This is a genomic window from Streptomyces sp. YIM S03343 (assembly GCF_054729195.1).
In genome coordinates, this window is sequence record NZ_JBPUKX010000001.1 from 7431715 (window position 1) to 7449924 (window position 18210).

The following is an 18210-nucleotide window of genomic DNA, read 5'->3' on the forward strand; positions in this document are numbered from 1 at the left end:
ACTTCAGTCCGGTTAGGCTCATGACATGCATGCCTGGCCCGCTTCCGAGGTCCCCGCCCTGCCTGGTCAGGGTCGCGACCTGAGGATCCACGACACCGCGACCGGGGGGCACCTCACCCTGCACCCCGGTCCCGTCGCCCGTATCTACGTCTGCGGCATCACCCCGTACGACGCGACCCACATGGGTCACGCGGCGACCTACAACGCGTTCGACCTCGTCCAGCGCGTGTGGCTCGACACCAAGCGGCAGGTCCACTACGTCCAGAACGTCACCGACGTCGACGACCCCCTCCTGGAGCGGGCCCAGCGCGACAACCTCGACTGGACCGCCCTCGCCGAGAAGGAGACCGCGCTCTTCCGCGAGGACATGACCGCCCTGCGGATGCTGCCGCCGCGGCACTACATCGGCGCCGTCGAGGCGATACCCGGGATCGTGCCCCTGGTCGAGCGGCTGCGTGACCTCGGCGCCGCCTACGAACTCGACGGTGACATCTACTTCTCCGTCGAGTCCGACCCCGACTTCGGCAAGGTGTCCCGCCTGGACGCCGCCGCCATGCGGGCGCTGTCCGCCGAGCGCGGCGGCGACCCCGACCGCCCCGGCAAGAAGAACCCCGTCGACCCGATGCTGTGGATGGCCGCCCGCGACGGCGAGCCCAGCTGGGACGGCGGCTCGCTCGGCCCCGGCCGGCCCGGCTGGCACATCGAGTGCGTCGCCATCGCCCTGGACCACCTCGGCATGACCTTCGACGTGCAGGGCGGCGGCTCCGACCTCGCCTTCCCGCACCACGAGATGGGCGCCTCGCACGCCCAGGTCCTCACCGGGCAGTTCCCCATGGCCAAGGCATACGTCCACGCGGGCATGGTCGCCCTGCACGGCGAGAAGATGTCCAAGTCCAAGGGCAATCTCGTCTTCGTGTCCCGGCTGCGCCACGACGGCGTCGACCCCGCCGCCGTCCGGCTCACCCTGCTGGCCCATCACTACCGCTCCGACTGGGAATGGACCGACCAGGTCCTCCAGGAGGCCGTCTCCCGGCTCGGCCGCTGGCGCGCCGCCGTCTCCCGGCCCGACGGCCCCCCGGCGGACGCCCTCGTCGAGGAACTGCGCGCGGCCCTCGCCGACGACCTGGACGCCCCGGCCGCGCTCGCCGCCGTGGACCGCTGGGCCGCCCTCCAGGAGCAGCAGGGCGGCACCGACACCGGCGCCCCCGGCCTCGTGTCCCGCGCCGTCGACGCCCTCCTCGGCGTCGCCCTGTAGAGCGGTCGCCCTGCAGAGCAGCAGGGAGAGGGCGGCAGACGGGTTCACCCGCCTGCCGCCCTCTCCCTGTCCATCAGGTCGACCGTCCGGCTGTCCGTCCGGTCAGTCCTCCGACGACTCCTCGTCGTCCGGGCCGCCCGGCTTCGGTGGCTTCGGGGGGCGCGTCCGGCCGCTCGGGTTGTCCCGCAGATACGAGGACGGGGACGGGCCGCCCTCGCCGCCCTCGGACGTGCCGTGCCCGGGAGGGCTGACGTCCCGGCGCCGCAGATAGCGTTCGAACTCGCGGGCGATCGCCTCACCGGACGCCTCCGGCAGCTCCGCGGTGTCGCGGGCCTCCTCCAGCGTCTGGACGTACTCGGCGACCTCGCTGTCCTCTGCCGCCAGCTGATCCACCCCGACCTGCCAGGCCCGCGCGTCCTCCGGCAGCTCGCCCAGCGGGATCCGCAGGTCGAGCAGGTCCTCCAGCCGGTTGAGCAGAGCCAGCGTGGCCTTCGGGTTGGGCGGCTGCGACACATAGTGCGGTACGGCAGCCCACAGCGACACCGCCGGGACCCCCGCGTGCGTGCACGCCTCCTGGAGCACACCCACGATGCCCGTGGGGCCCTCGTACTTGGTCTCCTCCAGATCCATACGGCGCGCCAGATCCGTGTCCGACGTGGTCCCGCTGATCGGGACCGGACGGGTGTGCGGGGTGTCGCCGAGCAGGGCGCCCAGGATCACCACCAGCTCCACACCCAGCTCATGGGCGAAACCGAGCAGCTCGTTGCAGAACGAGCGCCACCGCATCGACGGTTCGATGCCCCGCACCAGCACCAGATCGCGCGGCTTCTCGCCGCCGACCCGCACCACCGAGAGCCGGGTCGTCGGCCACGTGATCTTGCGGACGCCGCCGTCCATCCACACCGTGGGCCGGTTCACCTGGAAGTCGTAGTAGTCCTCGGCGTCCAGCGCCGCGAACACCTCGCCCTTCCACTCGTTCTCCAGATGTGCGACCGCGGTGGAGGCGGCGTCGCCGGCATCGTTCCAGCCCTCGAACGCGGCCACCATGACCGGGTCGATCAGCTCGGGAACCCCCTCGAGCTCGATCACCCGCGCCTCCTTCCGACAAGCCCTCACGTACGCCCCAACCTTACGGCGTCCGGCAAGGGCGCTCGCAGCCCTTGCACGGGCGAGTGAACGGATCACTGCCCCGTTCGCCGCAGTCGAACACCCCGTCGGCCGGGCGAGCCGCCCCGGCGGGGCCGGTGAGATCCACAGCCGTCTCACAGACTGCTGCGCAGCCAGTGCTCCACGCTCGCGATGTGCACGGTCGCCCAGGCCCGCGCCGCCTCCGCGTCCCCCTCGCGCAGCGCGGCCAGGATCGCCCGGTGCTCGCGCAGGGTGCCGGAGACCGCGTCCTCCTGCGTCAGACCCCGCCAGATCCGCGCCCGGGTCGTCGGCCCGGACAGCCCGTCGAGCAGCGAGCACAGCACCGAGTTGCCCGAGCTCTGCACGATGCCCCGGTGGAACTCCAGGTCGCCTTCGACCAGTTCCTCCACCGATGGGGCCGGGCCCAGGCGCTCCAACTGCTCGGCCAGCGCGTCCAGCTGAGCCTCGCCGATCCGCGTCGCCGCCATCGCCGTGGCCGCCGGCTCCAGGATGCGCCGCACGGCCAGGAACTCCAGGACGGTGTCGTCGCGGTGGAAGTCCACGACGAAGCTCAGCGCCTCCAGCAGCAACTGCGGATCGAGGCTCGTGACGTAGGTGCCGTCGCCCTGCCGCACGTCCAGGATCCGGATCAGGGAGAGCGCGCGCACCGCTTCCCGCAGCGAGTTGCGCGACAGCCCCAGCTCTGCGGCCAGCTCGCTCTCCTTGGGGAGCCGGTCCCCGGGGCGCAGCGCGCCGCTGACGATCATTTCCTTGATCTTCTCGATCGCCTCGTCGGTGACTGCCATGCCGGCCTCCCCAGGTGCCGCGAGTGCCGCATGCGGTGTGTGCTGCTCGCGTGTCGCTGATACATCCGATGTCTCTGGGTTCATTATGCGGGTCGGACGCAGTCGGCGACACGTGAAACGACGACACGTGAAAGGGGGCCGGCCCCGCCGGATCACCGGCGGGGCCACCCCCTCAGCAGCTCACCTCAGCCCCTCAGGCATCCGGGCGCCCCACGGGCATCCGGGAGCCGACCAGGGGCACGGGCATCCGGGAGCCGACCAGGGGCACGGGCATCCGGGAGCCGACCAGGGGCCGGGATCACTTCCCGTCCAGCACCTCCTGGACCTTGGAGCGGACGTCGTCCGTGTCCAGACCGCGGATCGTGAGCGTCGTACGGCGGCGCAGCACGTCGTCCGCGGTCTCCGCCCACTCGTTGTCCCGCGCCCAGACGACCTGCGCCCAGATCTCCGGCGCGTCGGGGTGCAGCCGCTCGCCCAGCTCGGGTCGCTCGTTGGCCAGCCGGGCGATGTCGAAGGCCAGCGAACCGTAGTGGGTGGCCAGGTGCTGCGCCGTGTCCGCGGCCATCCGCGGGCCCGGCGCCGGGCGGTCCACCAGCAGCCGGTGCGCGACCGCGCGCGGGTTGGCGACACCCGGCAGCGGCAGCTTCTTCGGCAGCGAGGAGATCGGTTCGAAGTCCTCGCCCAGCGGATGGCCGGGCAGCGTCTCCAGCTTCTTCATCACCGTGCGGCCGATGTGCCGGAAGGTGGTCCACTTGCCGCCCGCGACCGAGAGCATCCCGCCCGTGCCCTCGGTCACCACCGTCTCCCGCTTGGCCTTCGCCGTGTCGCCGGGCCCGCCCGGCAGCACCCTCAGGCCCGCGAACGCGTAGGTCATCAGGCTGCGGTCGAGCTGCGCGTCGCGGATGGAGAACGCGGCCTCGTCGAGGATCTGGGCGATGTCCTTCTCGTTGACCGCGACATCCGCCGGGTCACCCTCGTAGACCTCGTCGGTGGTGCCGAGCAGCAGCATGTCCTCCCAGGGCAGGGCGAACGTGATGCGGTACTTGTCGATCGGGGTGGCGAGCGCCGCCCGCCACGGGGAGGTGCGCTTGAGGACCAGGTGCGCGCCCTTCGACAGGCGGATCGACGGCGCGGCCTTCGGCTCCTCCATACGGCGCAGATGGTCGACCCACGGGCCGGTCGCGTTCAGCACGAGCCGGGCGTCCGCCTTGAACTCGTCGCCGGACAGCCGGTCCTTGAGGTCCGCCCCGGTCACCCGGCCCTTGGTGAAGCGCAGGCCGGTGACCTCGGCGTGGTTGAGGACGACCGCGCCCGACTCGACGGCCGCGCGGACCGTCATCAGCGCCATGCGCGCGTCGTTCATCTGGTCGTCGCCGTACACGGCCACGGCCCTGAGGTTCTCGGTGCGCAGCTCCGGCACGTCCTGCGCGGCCTTGGAGGGGCTGAGCAGATGACCGACTCCGTCACCGAACGCGGACAGCGCGGAATAGGCGAACACGCCCGCTCCGAGCTTTGCCGCGCCGTGCGGCCCGCCCTTGTACACCGGGAGGTAGAAGGTGAGCGGGTTCGCCAGGTGCGGGGCCACCTGGCGGGAGACCGCACGGCGCTCGAAGTGGTTCTCCGCCACCAGCTTCACCGCACCGGTCTGCAGATAGCGCAGACCGCCGTGGAGGAGCTTCGAGGAGGCGGAGGAGGTGGCGCCGGCGAAGTCGCCGGCGTCGACCAGGGCCACCCTGAGGCCGGACTGCGCGGCGTGCCAGGCTGTCGATATGCCCAGGATCCCGCCGCCGATCACGAGTAGGTCGTACGTCGCCTTGGAGAGCTGCTCCCGGGTCTCGGCCCGGCTCGGGTTCGAGCCCGAGGCCGGGTGGGTTCCGAGGGCAGGCACGGACTGCAGGGTGGACTGACTGGTCATGTGGGGTTCTTACTCCTCTTCCTCGAGCCAGCCCATGGTCCGATCGACGGCCTTGAGCCATTGCTTGTACTCACGGTTGCGGGTGTCCGCATCCATCCGGGGGGTCCACTCGGCGGCCCTGCGCCAGTTGGCCTTCAGGTCGTCGGTGCTGGTCCAGAAGCCGACGGCGAGACCGGCGGCGTAGGCGGCGCCGAGGCAGGTGGTCTCCGCGACCATCGGGCGCACCACCGGCGCGTCCAGGACGTCGGAGAGTGTCTGCATCAGCAGGTTGTTGGAGGTCATGCCGCCGTCGACCTTGAGGGTCACCAGCTCGTCGCCCGAGTCCTTGACCATGGCGTCGGCGATCTCGCGGGTCTGCCAGGCGGTGGCCTCCAGGACCGCGCGGGCGAGGTGCGCCTTGGTGACGTACCGGGTCAGACCGGCGATCACACCGCGGGCGTCGGAGCGCCAGTGCGGGGCGAACAGACCGGAGAAGGCCGGCACGAAGTAGGCGCCGCCGTTGTCCTCGACGGACAGCGCGAGCGTCTCGATCTCGGGCGCGCTGGAGATGAGGCCCATCTGGTCGCGCATCCACTGCACCAGCGCGCCGGTGATGGCGATGGCGCCCTCCAGGGCGTACACCGTGGGCTGGTCGCCGATCTTGTAGCCGACCGTGGTCAGCAGGCCCGCGTACGAGTTGATGATCTTGTTACCGGTGTTCATCACCATGAAGGTGCCGGTGCCGTACGTGGATTTGGTCTCGCCCTCGGCGAAGCAGGTCTGGCCGAACAGAGCCGCCTGCTGGTCACCGAGCGCGGAGGCGACCGGGATGCCGCCGAGCAGCTCGCCCAGCTTGCCGCCCTTGACCTCTCCGTACACCTCGGCGGAGGAGCGGATCTCGGGGAGGATCTGCATCGGCACGCCGATGGACTCGCAGATCTGCGGGTCCCACGCCATGGTGTGGAGGTTCATGAGGAGGGTGCGGGAGGCGTTGGTGACGTCCGTGACGTGCTGACCGCCGTCGGCACCGCCGGTCAGGTTCCAGATGACCCAGCTGTCCATGGTGCCGAAGAGGATGTCACCGGCCTCGGCGCGCTCCTGGAGCCCCTCGACGTTGTCGAGCAGCCAGCGGGCCTTGGGACCCGAGAAGTAGGACGCCAGCGGCAGACCGGTCTGCCGGCGGAAACGGTCCTGGCCGACGTTGCGGCCGAGTTCCCGGCACAGGGCGTCGGTGCGGGTGTCCTGCCAGACGATGGCGTTGTGGACGGGCTCACCGGTGTTCTTGTCCCACAGCACGGTGGTCTCGCGCTGGTTGGTGATGCCGATGGCCTTGATGTCGTCGCGGGTGATGCCGGCCTTCTCGATGGCGGCGGCCACGACTTCCTGGACGTTGGCCCAGATCTCCAGGGCGTTGTGCTCGACCCAGGCCGGCTTGGGGAAGATCTGCTCGTGCTCCTTCTGGTCGACAGAGACGATGCGTCCGTCGCGGTCGAAGACGATGCAGCGGGACGAGGTGGTGCCCTGGTCGATGGCCGCGATGAACGGCCCCTGGCCGTGGGAGGCGATGCCGGCGGTGTTGGCGTCGGTCATGGTGTGCTCCTGGGGTTCGGTGGATATGGGCGGCGATACGTACGACGCGTGCTGCGAGATGTGCGAAACGGTGTTCGGCTGCTCTTAGGCGAATGCGACGTTGTAGAGACCTGCGGCGAGGGCGCCGCCGATCATCGGACCGACCACCGGGATCCAGGCATAGCTCCAGTCCGAGCCGCCCTTGTTGGGCAGGGGCAGCAGGGCGTGCACGATGCGCGGCCCGAGGTCACGGGCCGGGTTGATCGCGTAGCCCGTCGGACCGCCCAGCGACAGACCGATGGACACGACGACAAGGGCGGTGACCAGGGCGCCCAGGGTGCCCAGGCCCTTGCCGGAGTCGTTGAGGCCCTGTGTGAGGACCGCGATGACCAGGACGAAGGTGCCGATGATCTCCGTGGCCATGTTCTGCACCACGTTGCGGATCTCCGGACCGGTGGAGAAGACGCCCAGGACCGGGCCCGCGCCCTTCTCCTCCGCCTCGACGGCCTTGGACGACGTGGCCTGCGCACCGGGACCGCCGACGATGTCCTTGTCGGTGAGGTGCGCGTGGAACTGGCCGTAGTACGCGATCCAGACGAGGGCCGCGCCGATCATGGCGCCGAGCAGCTGCCCGCCCCAGTAGGTGAAGACGTTGCTCCAGTCCTTGTCCTTGATCGCGATCCCGAGCGTCACCGCCGGGTTCAGATGGGCGCCGGACAGGGGGGCCGACACATAGACCGCCGTGAGGACGGCGAAACCCCACCCGAAGGTGATGGCGAGCCAACCGGAGTTCCGTGCCTTGGAGGCCTTCAGTGTGACCGCGGCGCAGACACCGCCGCCTAGCAGGATGAGTACGGCGGTACCGATGGTCTCGCCGAGGAAGATGTCGGAGCTGGACACCCGCGACTCCTTTGTCCTTCGTCCAGGTAAGCCGAACCCCGGGTCCCTCCGGGGGTTCGCGCCCTCGGGGGTGAGAGCGAAGTTCGGCCCTTGACGTTGTCACACCGTAGCGCGTATTGCCGGTAGGTGTTCGACAATGCCGACCGATGGACGGGAGTCTTGTCCCGGCGTTACATGCGCGTCAAGAGTTCTGTTGGCGAAAATCCGATCGTTACCCCTTCCTGTGACCCGATTTAGCCCCGTGGATCTTGCTGGTCGGGGCCGTGGCGCGGGGGGTCCGGCACCTCCGTACCGGCCGGGTGGTACGCCCGCAATGTCAGGGTACGACTCGGGCCGGAACGCCGCCCGACGTCCCGGCCTGACCCTTTCCGCTGAGGTTGCGTTCGAATCGTGCCCGAAGGTCCCTGAGGCCGTCCGGGGGTGCTCGGGACGGGCGTCCGAGGGGCGTCCGGGCCCCCCGTCCGGGGGCGCTCGGGGCCGCCCATCGAAGGCCGCTGGGATCCGTTGAGATCCGTCCCCTGGTCCCTCCGGGGCGCCCAGAGGTCGCGTCCCGCGTCGTGGTGCGGGGGATCAGGCGTCACGCGTCCCGGTACGAGGCTCCAGGCGATCTACGCCGAGCCGACGGTCCGCGAGGTGTCCTGCTGGGGCGGGCCGACGGTCCACGGGGTGTCCTGCTGGGGCGAGTCGAGCGCCCGGTCGCTGCCGAGCCACCGCCGCCGGCCTGCGGATTCCGGTGACTCGACCGGCTGCACCCGCCCGGCGGGCACCCGGCGGGACGCCGTCCGCTCAGAACCGCCCGGCGCCCAGGTCCCGCGACACCGAGCGGGCGCAGTCCCGCACCGCCGCGATCAGTTCCGGACGCATCTCGCCGTTCCGCTGCACCCGCTCCACTGCGCCCGTGATGGCCACGGCGCCCACCGGCATCCGCCGCCGGTCGTGGATGGGCGCCGAGATCGACGCGACGCCCTCCCAGGTCTCCTCCACGTCGGACGCGTAGCCCCGCGCGCGCGTGATGTCGAGGATGTGCTCGAAGCCGTCCAGATCGCACACCGTGCGGTCCGTGAAGGACTTGCGGTCGGCCTCCTGGGCCTCGCTGTGTGCCACCGGGTCGTAGGCCGCCAGGACCTTGCCCAGGGCGGTCGAGTGCAGCGGCTGCATGGCCCCGATCTCCAGCACCTGGCGGCTGTCGTCGGGGCGGAACACGTGATGGACGATCAGTACCCCGTGCTGGTGCAGCACCCCCAGATAGACGCTCTCCCCGCTGGAGCGGGCGAGGTCGTCCGTCCACACCAGGGCCCGTGCGCGCAGATCATGCACATCGAGGTAGGTGGTGCCCAGCCGCAGCAGCTCGGCGCCCAGCTGATAGCGCCCGGAGGCCTCGTCCTGTTCGACGAAACCCTCCTGCTGGAGGGTGCGCAGGATGCCGTGCGCCGTGCCCTTGGCCAGGCCCAGCGAGGAGGCGATGTCCGACAGGCCCAGGCGGCGCTCGCCGCCTGCGAGCAGCCGCAGCATCGCGGCCGCCCTCTCGAGCGACTGGATGTTCCGTGCCATCGTCTGCTGGCCTCCGTCCCATTCGGTCACAGACGTGGGTAGCGCTGCCGTTGTTCGGCAATGTCGAACACTACCGGTCCATGCCGACCTCCCGCCAACGGTCGGCGCATACCTGTTATGTCACCCGTCAGGAGTACGCCGCCCACAGGGGGTCCCTCCGCCATCCGCGTGCGCCGTCCCCGTGCGTCCTCGGCGTCCGTCCCGTGGACGTGCCGCCCGCCCCGGCCCGGTCCCGGCTACGCTGGCGGCGTGCGCCGTCCTCGGGAAGCCCACGGGAAGCAGCCCGCAGGCACCTTCCGGGGAGACGCAAAGCCGACAGCCGTCGCATCCGAGGGAGCCCCTTCATGGCCTCTGTGCCGCCGACCCCTGCCGCCGACAGCCGGACCCGTGTGTCCGCACTCCGAGAAGCCCTCGCCACCCGCGTGGTGGTGGCCGACGGAGCCATGGGCACCATGCTCCAGGCCCAGGAGCCCACCCTGGAGGACTTCCAGAACCTCGAGGGCTGCAACGAGATCCTCAACCTCACCCGCCCGGACATCGTCCGCTCCGTCCACGAGGAGTACTTCGCCGCCGGCGTCGACTGCGTCGAGACCAACACGTTCGGCGCAAACCACTCCGCCATGGCCGAGTACGACATCGCCGACCGGGTGAACGAGCTGTCGGAGGCGGGGGCCCGGATCGCCCGTGAGGCGGCCGACGCCACCGGCGCCCGCGACGGCCGCCAGCGCTGGGTCCTCGGCTCCATGGGCCCCGGCACCAAACTGCCCACCCTCGGCCACATCGGCTACGGCACCCTGCGCGACGGCTTCCAGGCCAACGCCGAGGGCCTCCTCGCGGGCGGCGCGGACGCCCTCATCGTGGAGACCACCCAGGACCTCCTGCAGACCAAGGCGGCCATCCTCGGCGCCCGCCGCGCCATGGCCGCCACCGGCACCGAGGTCCCCCTGCTGGTCTCCATGGCCTTCGAGACCACCGGCACCATGCTGCTCGGCTCCGAGATCGGCGCCGCGCTCACCGCGCTGGAGCCGCTCGGCATCGACATGATCGGCCTGAACTGCTCGACCGGCCCCGCCGAGATGAGCGAACACCTGCGCTACCTCGCCCGGCACTCCCGCACCCCCCTGCTGTGCATGCCCAACGCGGGACTGCCCGTCCTCACCAAGGACGGCGCCCACTTCCCCCTCGACCCCGAGGGCCTGGCCGACGCCCAGGAGAACTTCGTCCGCGACTACGGCCTCAGCCTCATCGGCGGCTGCTGCGGCACCACCCCCCAGCACCTGGCCCGTCTCGTGGAGCGGCTGCAGGGCGCCGCCCCCGTCGCACGCGACCCCCGCCCCGAACCCGGCGCCGCCTCCCTCTACCAGACCGTCCCCTTCCGCCAGGACACCTCCTACCTGGCCATCGGAGAGCGCACCAACGCCAACGGCTCCAAGAAGTTCCGCGAGGCCATGCTGGACGCCCGCTGGGACGACTGCGTGGAGATGGCCCGCGAGCAGATCCGCGAGGGCGCGCACATGCTCGACCTGTGCGTGGACTACGTAGGCCGCGACGGCGTGGCCGACATGCGGGAACTCGCCGGACGCTTCGCCACCGCCTCCACCCTCCCCGTCGTCCTCGACTCCACCGAGGTCGACGTCATCGAGGCCGGCCTGGAGCGGCTCGGCGGCCGCGCGGTCATCAACTCCGTCAACTACGAGGACGGCGACGGCCCCGACTCCCGCTTCGCGAAGGTCACCCGGCTCGCCCAGGAACACGGCGCCGCGCTGATCGCGCTCACCATCGACGAGGACGGCCAGGCCCGCACCCCCGAGAAGAAGGTCGAGATCGCCGAACGGCTCATCGCCGACCTCACCGGGAACTGGGGCATCCGCGAGGAGGACATCCTCGTCGACACCCTCACCTTCACCATCTGTACCGGCCAGGAGGAGTCCCGCAGGGACGGCCTCGCCACCATCGAGGCGATCCGCGAGCTCAAACGCCGCCACCCCGACGTCCAGACCACCCTCGGCCTGTCGAACATCTCCTTCGGCCTCAACCCCGCCGCCCGCATCCTGCTCAACTCCGTCTTCCTCGACGAATGCGTCAAGGCGGGCCTGGACTCCGCGATCGTCCACGCGTCGAAGATCCTGCCCATCGCCCGCTTCGACGACGAGCAGGTCACCACCGCCCTCGACCTCATCCACGACCGCCGCAGCGAGGGCTACGACCCCCTCCAGAAGCTCATGCAGCTCTTCGAGGGCGCCACCGCCAAGTCCCTCAAGGCCGGCAAGGCCGAGGAACTCGCCGCCCTCCCGCTGGAGGACCGCCTCAAGCGGCGCATCATCGACGGCGAGAAGAACGGCCTAGAGGCCGACCTCGACGAGGCGCTGACCGAGCGCGCGGCCCTCGACATCGTCAACGACACCCTCCTCGACGGCATGAAGACCGTCGGCGAACTCTTCGGCTCCGGACAGATGCAGCTGCCGTTCGTCCTCCAGTCCGCCGAGGTGATGAAGGCCGCCGTCGCCCACCTCGAACCGCACATGGAGAAGACCGACGACGGCGAAGGAGCGGGCAAGGGCACCATCGTGCTCGCCACCGTCCGCGGCGACGTCCACGACATCGGCAAGAACCTCGTCGACATCATCCTGTCCAACAACGGCTACAACGTCGTCAACCTCGGCATCAAACAGCCGGTCTCCGCGATCCTGGAAGCCGCCGACGAGCACCGGGCCGACGTCATCGGCATGTCCGGGCTGCTCGTCAAATCCACGGTGATCATGAAGGAGAACCTGGAGGAGCTCAACCAGCGCGGCCTCGCCGCCACTTACCCGGTCATCCTCGGCGGCGCCGCTCTCACCCGCGCCTACGTCGAACAGGACCTCCACGAGCTGTACGAGGGCGAAGTCCGCTACGCCCGCGACGCGTTCGAGGGCCTGAACCTCATGGACGCCCTCATCGGCGTCAAACGCGGTGTGCCCGGCGCCCAGCTGCCCGAACTGAGGCAGCGCCGCGTCCGCGCCACCGCCGCCACCGAGGTGACGGAGCGTCCGCAGGAGGGGCACGTCCGCTCCGACGTCGCCACCGACAACCCGGTGCCGACCCCGCCCTTCTGGGGCACCCGCATCGTCAAGGGCATCCCGCTCAAGGACTACGCCGGCTGGCTCGACGAGGGCGCCCTGTTCAAGGGCCAGTGGGGCCTCAAGCAGGCCCGCACCGGCGAAGGCCCGACCTACGACCAGCTCGTCGAGAACGAGGGCCGCCCCCGGCTGCGCGGGCTGCTCGACCGCCTCCAGACCGACAACCTCCTCGAAGCCGCCGTCGTGTACGGCTACTTCCCCTGCGCGTCCAAGGACGACGACCTCATCGTCCTCGACGAGCAGGGCAACGAACGCACCCGCTTCACCTTCCCCCGCCAGCGCCGCGGCCGCCGGCTGTGCCTCGCCGACTTCTTCCGGCCCGAGGAGTCCGGCGAGACGGACGTCGTCGGCCTCCAGGTCGTCACCGTCGGCTCCCGCATCGGCGCCGAGACCGCCCGGCTCTTCGAGGGCAACGCCTACCGCGACTACCTCGAACTGCACGGGCTGTCCGTGCAGCTGGCCGAGGCCCTCGCCGAGTACTGGCACGCGCGGGTGCGTTCCGAACTCGGCTTCGCGGCCGAGGACCCGGGCGCCATGGAGGACATGTTCGCCCTGAAGTACCGGGGCGCCCGCTTCTCGCTGGGCTACGGCGCCTGCCCCGACCTGGAGGACCGCGCCAAGATCGCCGCCCTGCTCGAACCCGAGCGCATCGGCGTCCGGCTGTCCGAGGAGTTCCAGCTCCACCCCGAGCAGTCCACCGACGCCATCGTCATCCACCACCCGGAGGCGAAGTACTTCAACGCCCGCTGAGGCCCCGGCAGCGCATCCGGCAGCGTATCCGACCGCTCTCGGAGGCCTCGGAGGCCCGTGAAGGCCGTCGGATGAGGTCTGTCGGTTGCGGTCTGTCGGATGTGGCCTCCGGCACCTCACAAGGCACCTCGTCCGCGCTCGACGTAGACTGGTCGGTCCACAGCAGGCCGGTTCCCCGGTGGGAACCGGCCTGCGCGTCCCTCAAGGAGGTGCGCCCGGATGACCAGTACGGTCCCCGCGCTCAAGACCCTTCCCCAGACCCCTGCCGCCGCCCGCGCCACCACGGCCTCGCAGGCCCCGGGGGCCGGCCTTCAGGGCGTACTCCTCGACATGGACGGCACCCTGGTCGACAGCGAGGGATTCTGGTGGGAGGTCGAGTCCGAGGTGTTCGCCGGTCTCGGGCACACCCTCGACCCGTCCTGGCGTGAAGTCGTGGTCGGCGGGCCCATGGACCGCAGCGCGGGCTTCCTCATCGAGGCCACCGGCGCCGACATCGGCATCCCCGAGATCACCGTGCTGCTCAACGACGGGTTCGAGGACCGGATCGGCCGTGGTGTGCCGCTGATGCCCGGAGCCGCCCGGCTGCTGGCCGAACTCGCCGAGCACGACGTCCCGACGGCCCTGGTCTCCGCCTCGCACCGGCGGGTCATCGACCGCGTCCTGCTCTCCCTGGGCGCCCATCACTTCGCGCTCACCATCGCGGGCGACGAGGTGCCCCGCACCAAGCCGCACCCCGACCCGTATCTGGCCGCGGCGGCCGGTCTCGGCGCCGATCCGGCCCGGTGCGCCGTCGTGGAGGACACCGCCACCGGAGTCGCGGCCGCCGAGGCGGCGGGCTGCCAGGTGATCGCCGTACCGTCCGTCGCCCCCATCGCCCCCGCGCCCGGACGCACCGTCGTGCCCTCCCTGGAACACGTCGACCTCGCCTTCCTGCACGCCCTCATGCCGGGATTCGGCCACCACAGGCGCTAGGGCCCGCCGTCACATTCCCCTCTGCCCGGCGGCGTCTGGCACTCACTCCCCCAAGCTCTGCGAGCAGGGGGTGCCCCCGGCAGCGTTGCCGAACCGCCCACGTGACTCCTCCCCCAAGCTCTCGGCTTCGCTCGAGCAGGGGGGACCCCCGCGAGGGCGCTCCGGCGCCTTGCGATCGCACGCACCAGACGCCGCCGGGCCCGCCCTTCGGGCGGACGACGGGAATGTGACGGCGGGCCCTAGAAGGCCCTGGGGGATTCACAGCTGCACGGCCTGGGTAGACCGGCTCCCGGGCCGAGCGCGCCCGGCCGCCCGGGAGCAGGCCGGGTCCGACAGCGGATGGCCGGATTCCGGTACCTGTCCGGACCCCTGATGATGTGATGTTCCTCACATTCCGGGGGGTCGACAGGGGGCGTGCGATGTGCAGTACACCCCGATTCGGGAGGCGTCGGAGTGCCCTTGTGTCCCGATTGGAGCAAGCGTGCACCAAACCTTCCTCGGCTGCCCTCTCGATGTGTCCCCGGCCCGCTTCGCAGTGTGATGGGCGCCCGGCTCCGGGCACTGTGAAACGGCGTCCGAGCGCCGACTAATCTCATCGCGAGAACATCGCCCTTACCCCCGTGAATCCGCCGCGACACCCATGCATGCCGGTTACACGGATCCGTACAGTCCTGGAGAAACTCGAGCATGAACCGCAAGACTTTGGTGCTGCCGGCCGTCGCCGGGCTCCTCGCTCCAGTTCTCGCCGCCTGCGGCGGATCCGACAGCGGGAGCAACAGCGGCGACCCGATCGCCGTCGGCACCACGGACCGGTTCACGGCCACCAAAGAGGCGCCCGCGCCGCTCGATCCCGCGTACGCCTACGACGTCGGCTCGTGGAACATCCTGCGCCAGACCGTGCAGACCCTGATGATCCAGCCCAAGGGCGACGGCGAGCCGGTACCCGAGGCCGCCCAGAGCTGCGGCTTCACCGACAGCGGCAACGAGCGCTACGCCTGCAAGCTCCGCGACGGCCTGAAGTTCGCCAACGGCGACAGCATCACCGCCGCCGACGTGAAGTTCTCCATCGACCGCGCCATGCGCATCAAGGCGGACAGCGGCGTCTTCGCCCTCCTCTCCACCATCGACACCGTGGAGACCCAGGGCGACCGCGAGGTCATCTTCCACCTCAAGACGGCCGACGCCACCTTCCCCTACAAGCTGTCCACCCCGGTCGCCGGCATCGTCAACCCCAGCGACTACGCCAAGGACAAGCTCCGCGACGGCTTCGACGTCAGCGGCTCCGGCCCCTACACGATGACCAGCAGCATCAAGGACGGCGACCTCACCAGCGCCACCTTCGCGAAGAACCCCAACTACAAGGGCACGCTGAAGGTCAACAACGACAAGGTCGAGCTGCGTACCTTCGCCGACGCCGACGCCATGGGCACCGCGATCGACAAGGGCGACATCGACGTGATGACCCGCACCATGTCGCCGGAGCAGATCAACAAGCTCAGCGCCAAGAGCGACGGCGACGTCGACCTCGTCGAGATGCCGGGCCTCGAGATCCGCTACCTCGCCTTCAACACCAACGCCGACTCCGTCAAGACCAAGGCCGTGCGCGAGGCCATGGCCCAGATCATCGACCGCGGCGAACTGGTCTCCAAGGTCTACGGCTCCCAGGCCGAGCCGCTGTACTCGCTCGTCCCGGCCACCATCACCGGCCACTCCAACTCGTTCTTCAACCAGTACGGCGACCCCAGCGTCACCAAGGCGAAGAGCATCATGACCAAGGCCGCCATCACCACCCCGGTCAAGCTCACCCTGCACTACACGACGGACCACTACGGCTCCGCCACCAAGCAGGAGTTCGAGGTCCTCCAAAAGCAGCTCAACGACAGCGGCCTGTTCGACGTCAGCATCCAGGGCACCGCCTGGTCCCAGTTCCGCCCCGCCGAGCAGAAGGGCGCCTACGACGTCTACGGCATGGGCTGGTTCCCCGACTTCCCCGACGCCGACAACTACATCGCGCCGTTCCTCGACAAGGACAACTTCCTCGGCTCGCCCTACTCCAACTCCGAGATCCGCAACAGCCTGATCCCGGCGTCCCGCCGCGAGGCCGACCGGCTGAGCGCAGCCAAGAGCCTCACCAGCATCCAGGACATCGTCGCCGACGACGTCCCCGTGCTGCCGCTGTGGCAGGGCAAGCAGTACATCGCCGCCCGCACCGACATCACCGGCACCGCCTACGCGCTCAACTCCTCCTCGACGCTCCAGCTGTGGGAGCTCGGCCGCGGCGTGTCCAACTGACCCACCCCGCATCCGAGACGGCAGACCCGGGCGACAGCGACTGACGCCACAGACGAAGGGCGTTCCCACCTCCCAGGAGGCGGGAACGCCCTTCGCCGTTCACCGTCTTGCTTCGCCGTGCCGTCCGCCGACGTCCGTCGACCTTCGCTGCCGTCCGCCGCCCTGTCGTCCGCCGTCGTCCCGGTCCGTCGTACGGGCCTACTGCGCCCCGGGACGCACCAGACCGCTCTCGTAGGCGTACACCGCCGCCTGCACCCGGTCCCGCAGACCCAGCTTCGTCAGCACATGCCCCACATGCGTCTTCACCGTCGTCTCACTGACGAACAGATCCGCCGCGATCTCCGCGTTCGACAACCCCCGCGCCACCAGCTTCAGCACCTCCACCTCACGCTCCGTCAGCGTGTGCAGCGTGTCCGGCACCGGCTCCTCACCCGACGGCAGATGCGTCGCGTACTTGTCCAGCAGCCGCCGTGTGATGCTCGGCGCCAGCATCGCCTCACCCGCCGCCACCACCCGGATCGCCTGCACCAGCTCGTTCGCCGGGGCGTCCTTCAGCAGAAAACCGCTCGCCCCCGCCCGCAGCGCCTCCACCACATACTCGTCGAGATCGAACGTCGTCAGCACCAGCACCTTCGCCGGACCGTCCCTGCCCGGCCCGGTGATCTGCCGCGTCGCCTCCACCCCGTCCATCCGCGGCATACGGATGTCCATCAGCACCACATCGGGCTGCAACGCCCGCACCTGATCGAGAGCCTGCAGACCGTCGCCGGCCTCGCCGACGACCGCGATGTCCTGCTCCGCCTCCAGGATCATCCGGAACCCGGTACGCAGCAGCGGCTGGTCGTCAACCAGTAGGACGCGGATGGCCACCGTAAGTCTCCTTCGCTAGTCCGGCCCCATTCTGCCCTGCCGGACACCCCCCGACGCGCCCGCCCGCAGCGGCAGCGGATACGGCGGGGGAGTGCCCCCGAACTCCGGGCAGTGCGCCTGGTGATCGCACCAGCCGCACAGCTTCGTCGGCCGCGGACGCCACTCACCCGTCTCCGTCGCCACCCGGATCGCCTCCCACAGCGCCAGCAGCTTGCGCTCCACCCGCTCAAGGTCCCCGAGCACCGGGTCGTACGTCAGCACATCCCCGCTCCCCAGATACACCAGCTGCAGCCGCCGCGGCACCACCTGCTTCAGCCGCCACACCACCAGCGCGTAGAACTTCATCTGGAACAGCGCGCCCTCCGCATACTCCGGCCGCGGCGCCTTCCCCGTCTTGTAGTCGACGATCCGCACCTCACCCGTGGGCGCCACATCCACCCGGTCGATGATCCCGCGCAGCCGCAGCCCCGACTCCAGCTCCGCCTCCACGAACAGCTCCCGCTCCGCGGGCTCCAGACGCGTCGGATCCTCCAGCGTGAACCACCGCTCCACCAGCCGCTCCGCCTCCGCCAGCCAGCCCGCCAGCCGCTCACCGCCCGGATCGTCCGCGAACAGCTCCACCAGCTCCGGCCGGGACTCCCTGAGCCGCTCCCACTGGCCCGGCACCAGCGACCTCGCCCGCGGCGCCGTACGCTCCGCCGCCGGAGCATCGAACAGCCGCTCAAGCACCGCATGCACCAAAGTGCCCCGCGTCGCCGCCTCGCTCGGCCGCTCCGGCAGCCGGTCGATCACCCGGAACCGGTACAGCAGCGGACACCGCATGAAGTCACCCGCACGCGACGGCGACAGGGACGCCGGAGCCGCCGCCTCCTTCACCCCCGCCCCGCCGTCCCCTGCCGCGCCGCTCCCTGCCGCACTGTCCCCCGCCCCGCCGTCCCCCGCCCCACCAGGCACGACACCGCCGTCGCACACCTCGTCCACACCCTCGGTACTCGTCTCCATGACCCCAGACCATACGGCCCGCCACCGACAGTCACCCAGCCGCGCCGCACCCCACCGCACCCCACCGCGCGCCCCCGCGGACAACCCATGGGGCAGCCCGCG

At 70.5% G+C, this 18210-nt stretch carries 13 protein-coding genes; 4 read left to right on the plus strand and 9 right to left on the minus strand.

Features of this window, described 5'->3' with window-relative positions; genetic code table 11:
• Window positions 1–25: 25 nt before the first annotated feature.
• On the plus strand, window positions 26–1255 hold the full coding sequence (gene mshC / locus ACSYGN_RS32805) for a cysteine--1-D-myo-inosityl 2-amino-2-deoxy-alpha-D-glucopyranoside ligase (RefSeq protein ID WP_460402089.1): 1230 nt from the start codon (window positions 26–28) through the stop codon (window positions 1253–1255).
• Window positions 1256–1357: 102 nt separating this feature from the next.
• Here the strand turns inward: mshC and ACSYGN_RS32810 are convergent, their stop codons facing one another.
• The 7 genes from ACSYGN_RS32810 to ACSYGN_RS32840 all read right to left on the minus strand — a co-directional run bounded on the left by ACSYGN_RS32810 (window position 1358) and on the right by ACSYGN_RS32840 (window position 9103).
• A complete protein-coding gene (locus tag ACSYGN_RS32810) occupies window positions 1358–2344 on the minus strand; it encodes a PAC2 family protein (protein WP_460402091.1) in 987 nt (328 codons plus the stop codon).
• Between the two features lie 173 nt (window positions 2345–2517).
• The gene (locus ACSYGN_RS32815; RefSeq protein WP_460402093.1) at window positions 2518–3189 is read right to left on the minus strand and encodes a FadR/GntR family transcriptional regulator; all 672 of its coding nucleotides are present in this window, start codon (window positions 3187–3189) and stop codon (window positions 2518–2520) included.
• A 298-nt stretch (window positions 3190–3487) separates the two neighbouring features.
• Window positions 3488–5104, minus strand: coding sequence for a glycerol-3-phosphate dehydrogenase/oxidase (locus ACSYGN_RS32820; protein ID WP_460402095.1), 1617 nt, complete (start codon window positions 5102–5104; stop codon window positions 3488–3490).
• Between the two features lie 9 nt (window positions 5105–5113).
• The gene (gene glpK / locus ACSYGN_RS32825) at window positions 5114–6673 is read right to left on the minus strand and encodes a glycerol kinase GlpK (RefSeq protein WP_460402097.1); all 1560 of its coding nucleotides are present in this window, start codon (window positions 6671–6673) and stop codon (window positions 5114–5116) included.
• 84 nt (window positions 6674–6757) lie between these two features.
• Window positions 6758–7552 carry an MIP/aquaporin family protein gene (locus tag ACSYGN_RS32830; protein ID WP_460402099.1) on the minus strand — a complete coding sequence of 265 codons (795 nt, stop codon included), beginning with the start codon at window positions 7550–7552 and terminating at the stop codon, window positions 6758–6760.
• 608 nt (window positions 7553–8160) lie between these two features.
• Entirely contained in the window at window positions 8161–8319 is a 159-nt protein-coding gene (locus ACSYGN_RS32835) for a hypothetical protein (RefSeq protein WP_460402101.1), read from the minus strand.
• 19 nt (window positions 8320–8338) lie between these two features.
• On the minus strand, window positions 8339–9103 hold the full coding sequence (locus ACSYGN_RS32840; RefSeq protein WP_460402103.1) for an IclR family transcriptional regulator: 765 nt from the start codon (window positions 9101–9103) through the stop codon (window positions 8339–8341).
• A gap of 344 nt (window positions 9104–9447) precedes the next feature.
• Between ACSYGN_RS32840 and metH the strand changes: the two genes are divergently transcribed.
• The 3 genes from metH (at window position 9448) to ACSYGN_RS32855 (ending at window position 16236) form a co-directional block, all read left to right on the plus strand.
• Complete coding sequence (gene metH / locus ACSYGN_RS32845; RefSeq protein WP_460402105.1) at window positions 9448–12972, plus strand: methionine synthase; 3525 nt, start codon at window positions 9448–9450, stop codon at window positions 12970–12972.
• A gap of 219 nt (window positions 12973–13191) precedes the next feature.
• On the plus strand, window positions 13192–13944 hold the full coding sequence (locus ACSYGN_RS32850; RefSeq protein ID WP_460402107.1) for an HAD family hydrolase: 753 nt from the start codon (window positions 13192–13194) through the stop codon (window positions 13942–13944).
• Between the two features lie 687 nt (window positions 13945–14631).
• On the plus strand, window positions 14632–16236 hold the full coding sequence (locus ACSYGN_RS32855) for an ABC transporter substrate-binding protein (protein WP_460402109.1): 1605 nt from the start codon (window positions 14632–14634) through the stop codon (window positions 16234–16236).
• 198 nt (window positions 16237–16434) lie between these two features.
• Here ACSYGN_RS32855 and ACSYGN_RS32860 read toward each other — a convergent pair whose 3' ends face one another.
• Together ACSYGN_RS32860 and ACSYGN_RS32865 are read right to left on the minus strand one after the other, a co-directional pair.
• Window positions 16435–17106: a response regulator transcription factor gene (locus tag ACSYGN_RS32860; RefSeq protein WP_358866141.1), complete on the minus strand. Its 672-nt coding sequence runs from the start codon at window positions 17104–17106 to the stop codon at window positions 16435–16437.
• A gap of 15 nt (window positions 17107–17121) precedes the next feature.
• Window positions 17122–17928 (minus strand): RecB family exonuclease, encoded by an 807-nt coding sequence (locus ACSYGN_RS32865; RefSeq protein WP_460403881.1) that lies wholly within the window; start codon window positions 17926–17928, stop codon window positions 17122–17124.
• Between the last annotated feature and the right edge of the window lie 282 nt (window positions 17929–18210).

What these genes read in the sequence shown, in the direction of transcription:
- mshC (WP_460402089.1), top strand. Translation starts at nt 26, where the DNA reads ATGCATGCCTGGCCCGCTTCCGAGGTCCCCGCCCTGCCTGGTCAGGGT.
- ACSYGN_RS32815 (WP_460402093.1), bottom strand. Translation starts at nt 3,189, where the DNA reads ATGGCAGTCACCGACGAGGCGATCGAGAAGATCAAGGAAATGATCGTC.
- ACSYGN_RS32820 (WP_460402095.1), bottom strand. Translation starts at nt 5,104, where the DNA reads ATGACCAGTCAGTCCACCCTGCAGTCCGTGCCTGCCCTCGGAACCCAC.
- glpK (WP_460402097.1), bottom strand. Translation starts at nt 6,673, where the DNA reads ATGACCGACGCCAACACCGCCGGCATCGCCTCCCACGGCCAGGGGCCG.
- ACSYGN_RS32840 (WP_460402103.1), bottom strand. Translation starts at nt 9,103, where the DNA reads ATGGCACGGAACATCCAGTCGCTCGAGAGGGCGGCCGCGATGCTGCGG.
- metH (WP_460402105.1), top strand. Translation starts at nt 9,448, where the DNA reads ATGGCCTCTGTGCCGCCGACCCCTGCCGCCGACAGCCGGACCCGTGTG.
- ACSYGN_RS32850 (WP_460402107.1), top strand. Translation starts at nt 13,192, where the DNA reads ATGACCAGTACGGTCCCCGCGCTCAAGACCCTTCCCCAGACCCCTGCC.
- ACSYGN_RS32855 (WP_460402109.1), top strand. Translation starts at nt 14,632, where the DNA reads ATGAACCGCAAGACTTTGGTGCTGCCGGCCGTCGCCGGGCTCCTCGCT.
- ACSYGN_RS32865 (WP_460403881.1), bottom strand. Translation starts at nt 17,928, where the DNA reads ATGCGGTGTCCGCTGCTGTACCGGTTCCGGGTGATCGACCGGCTGCCG.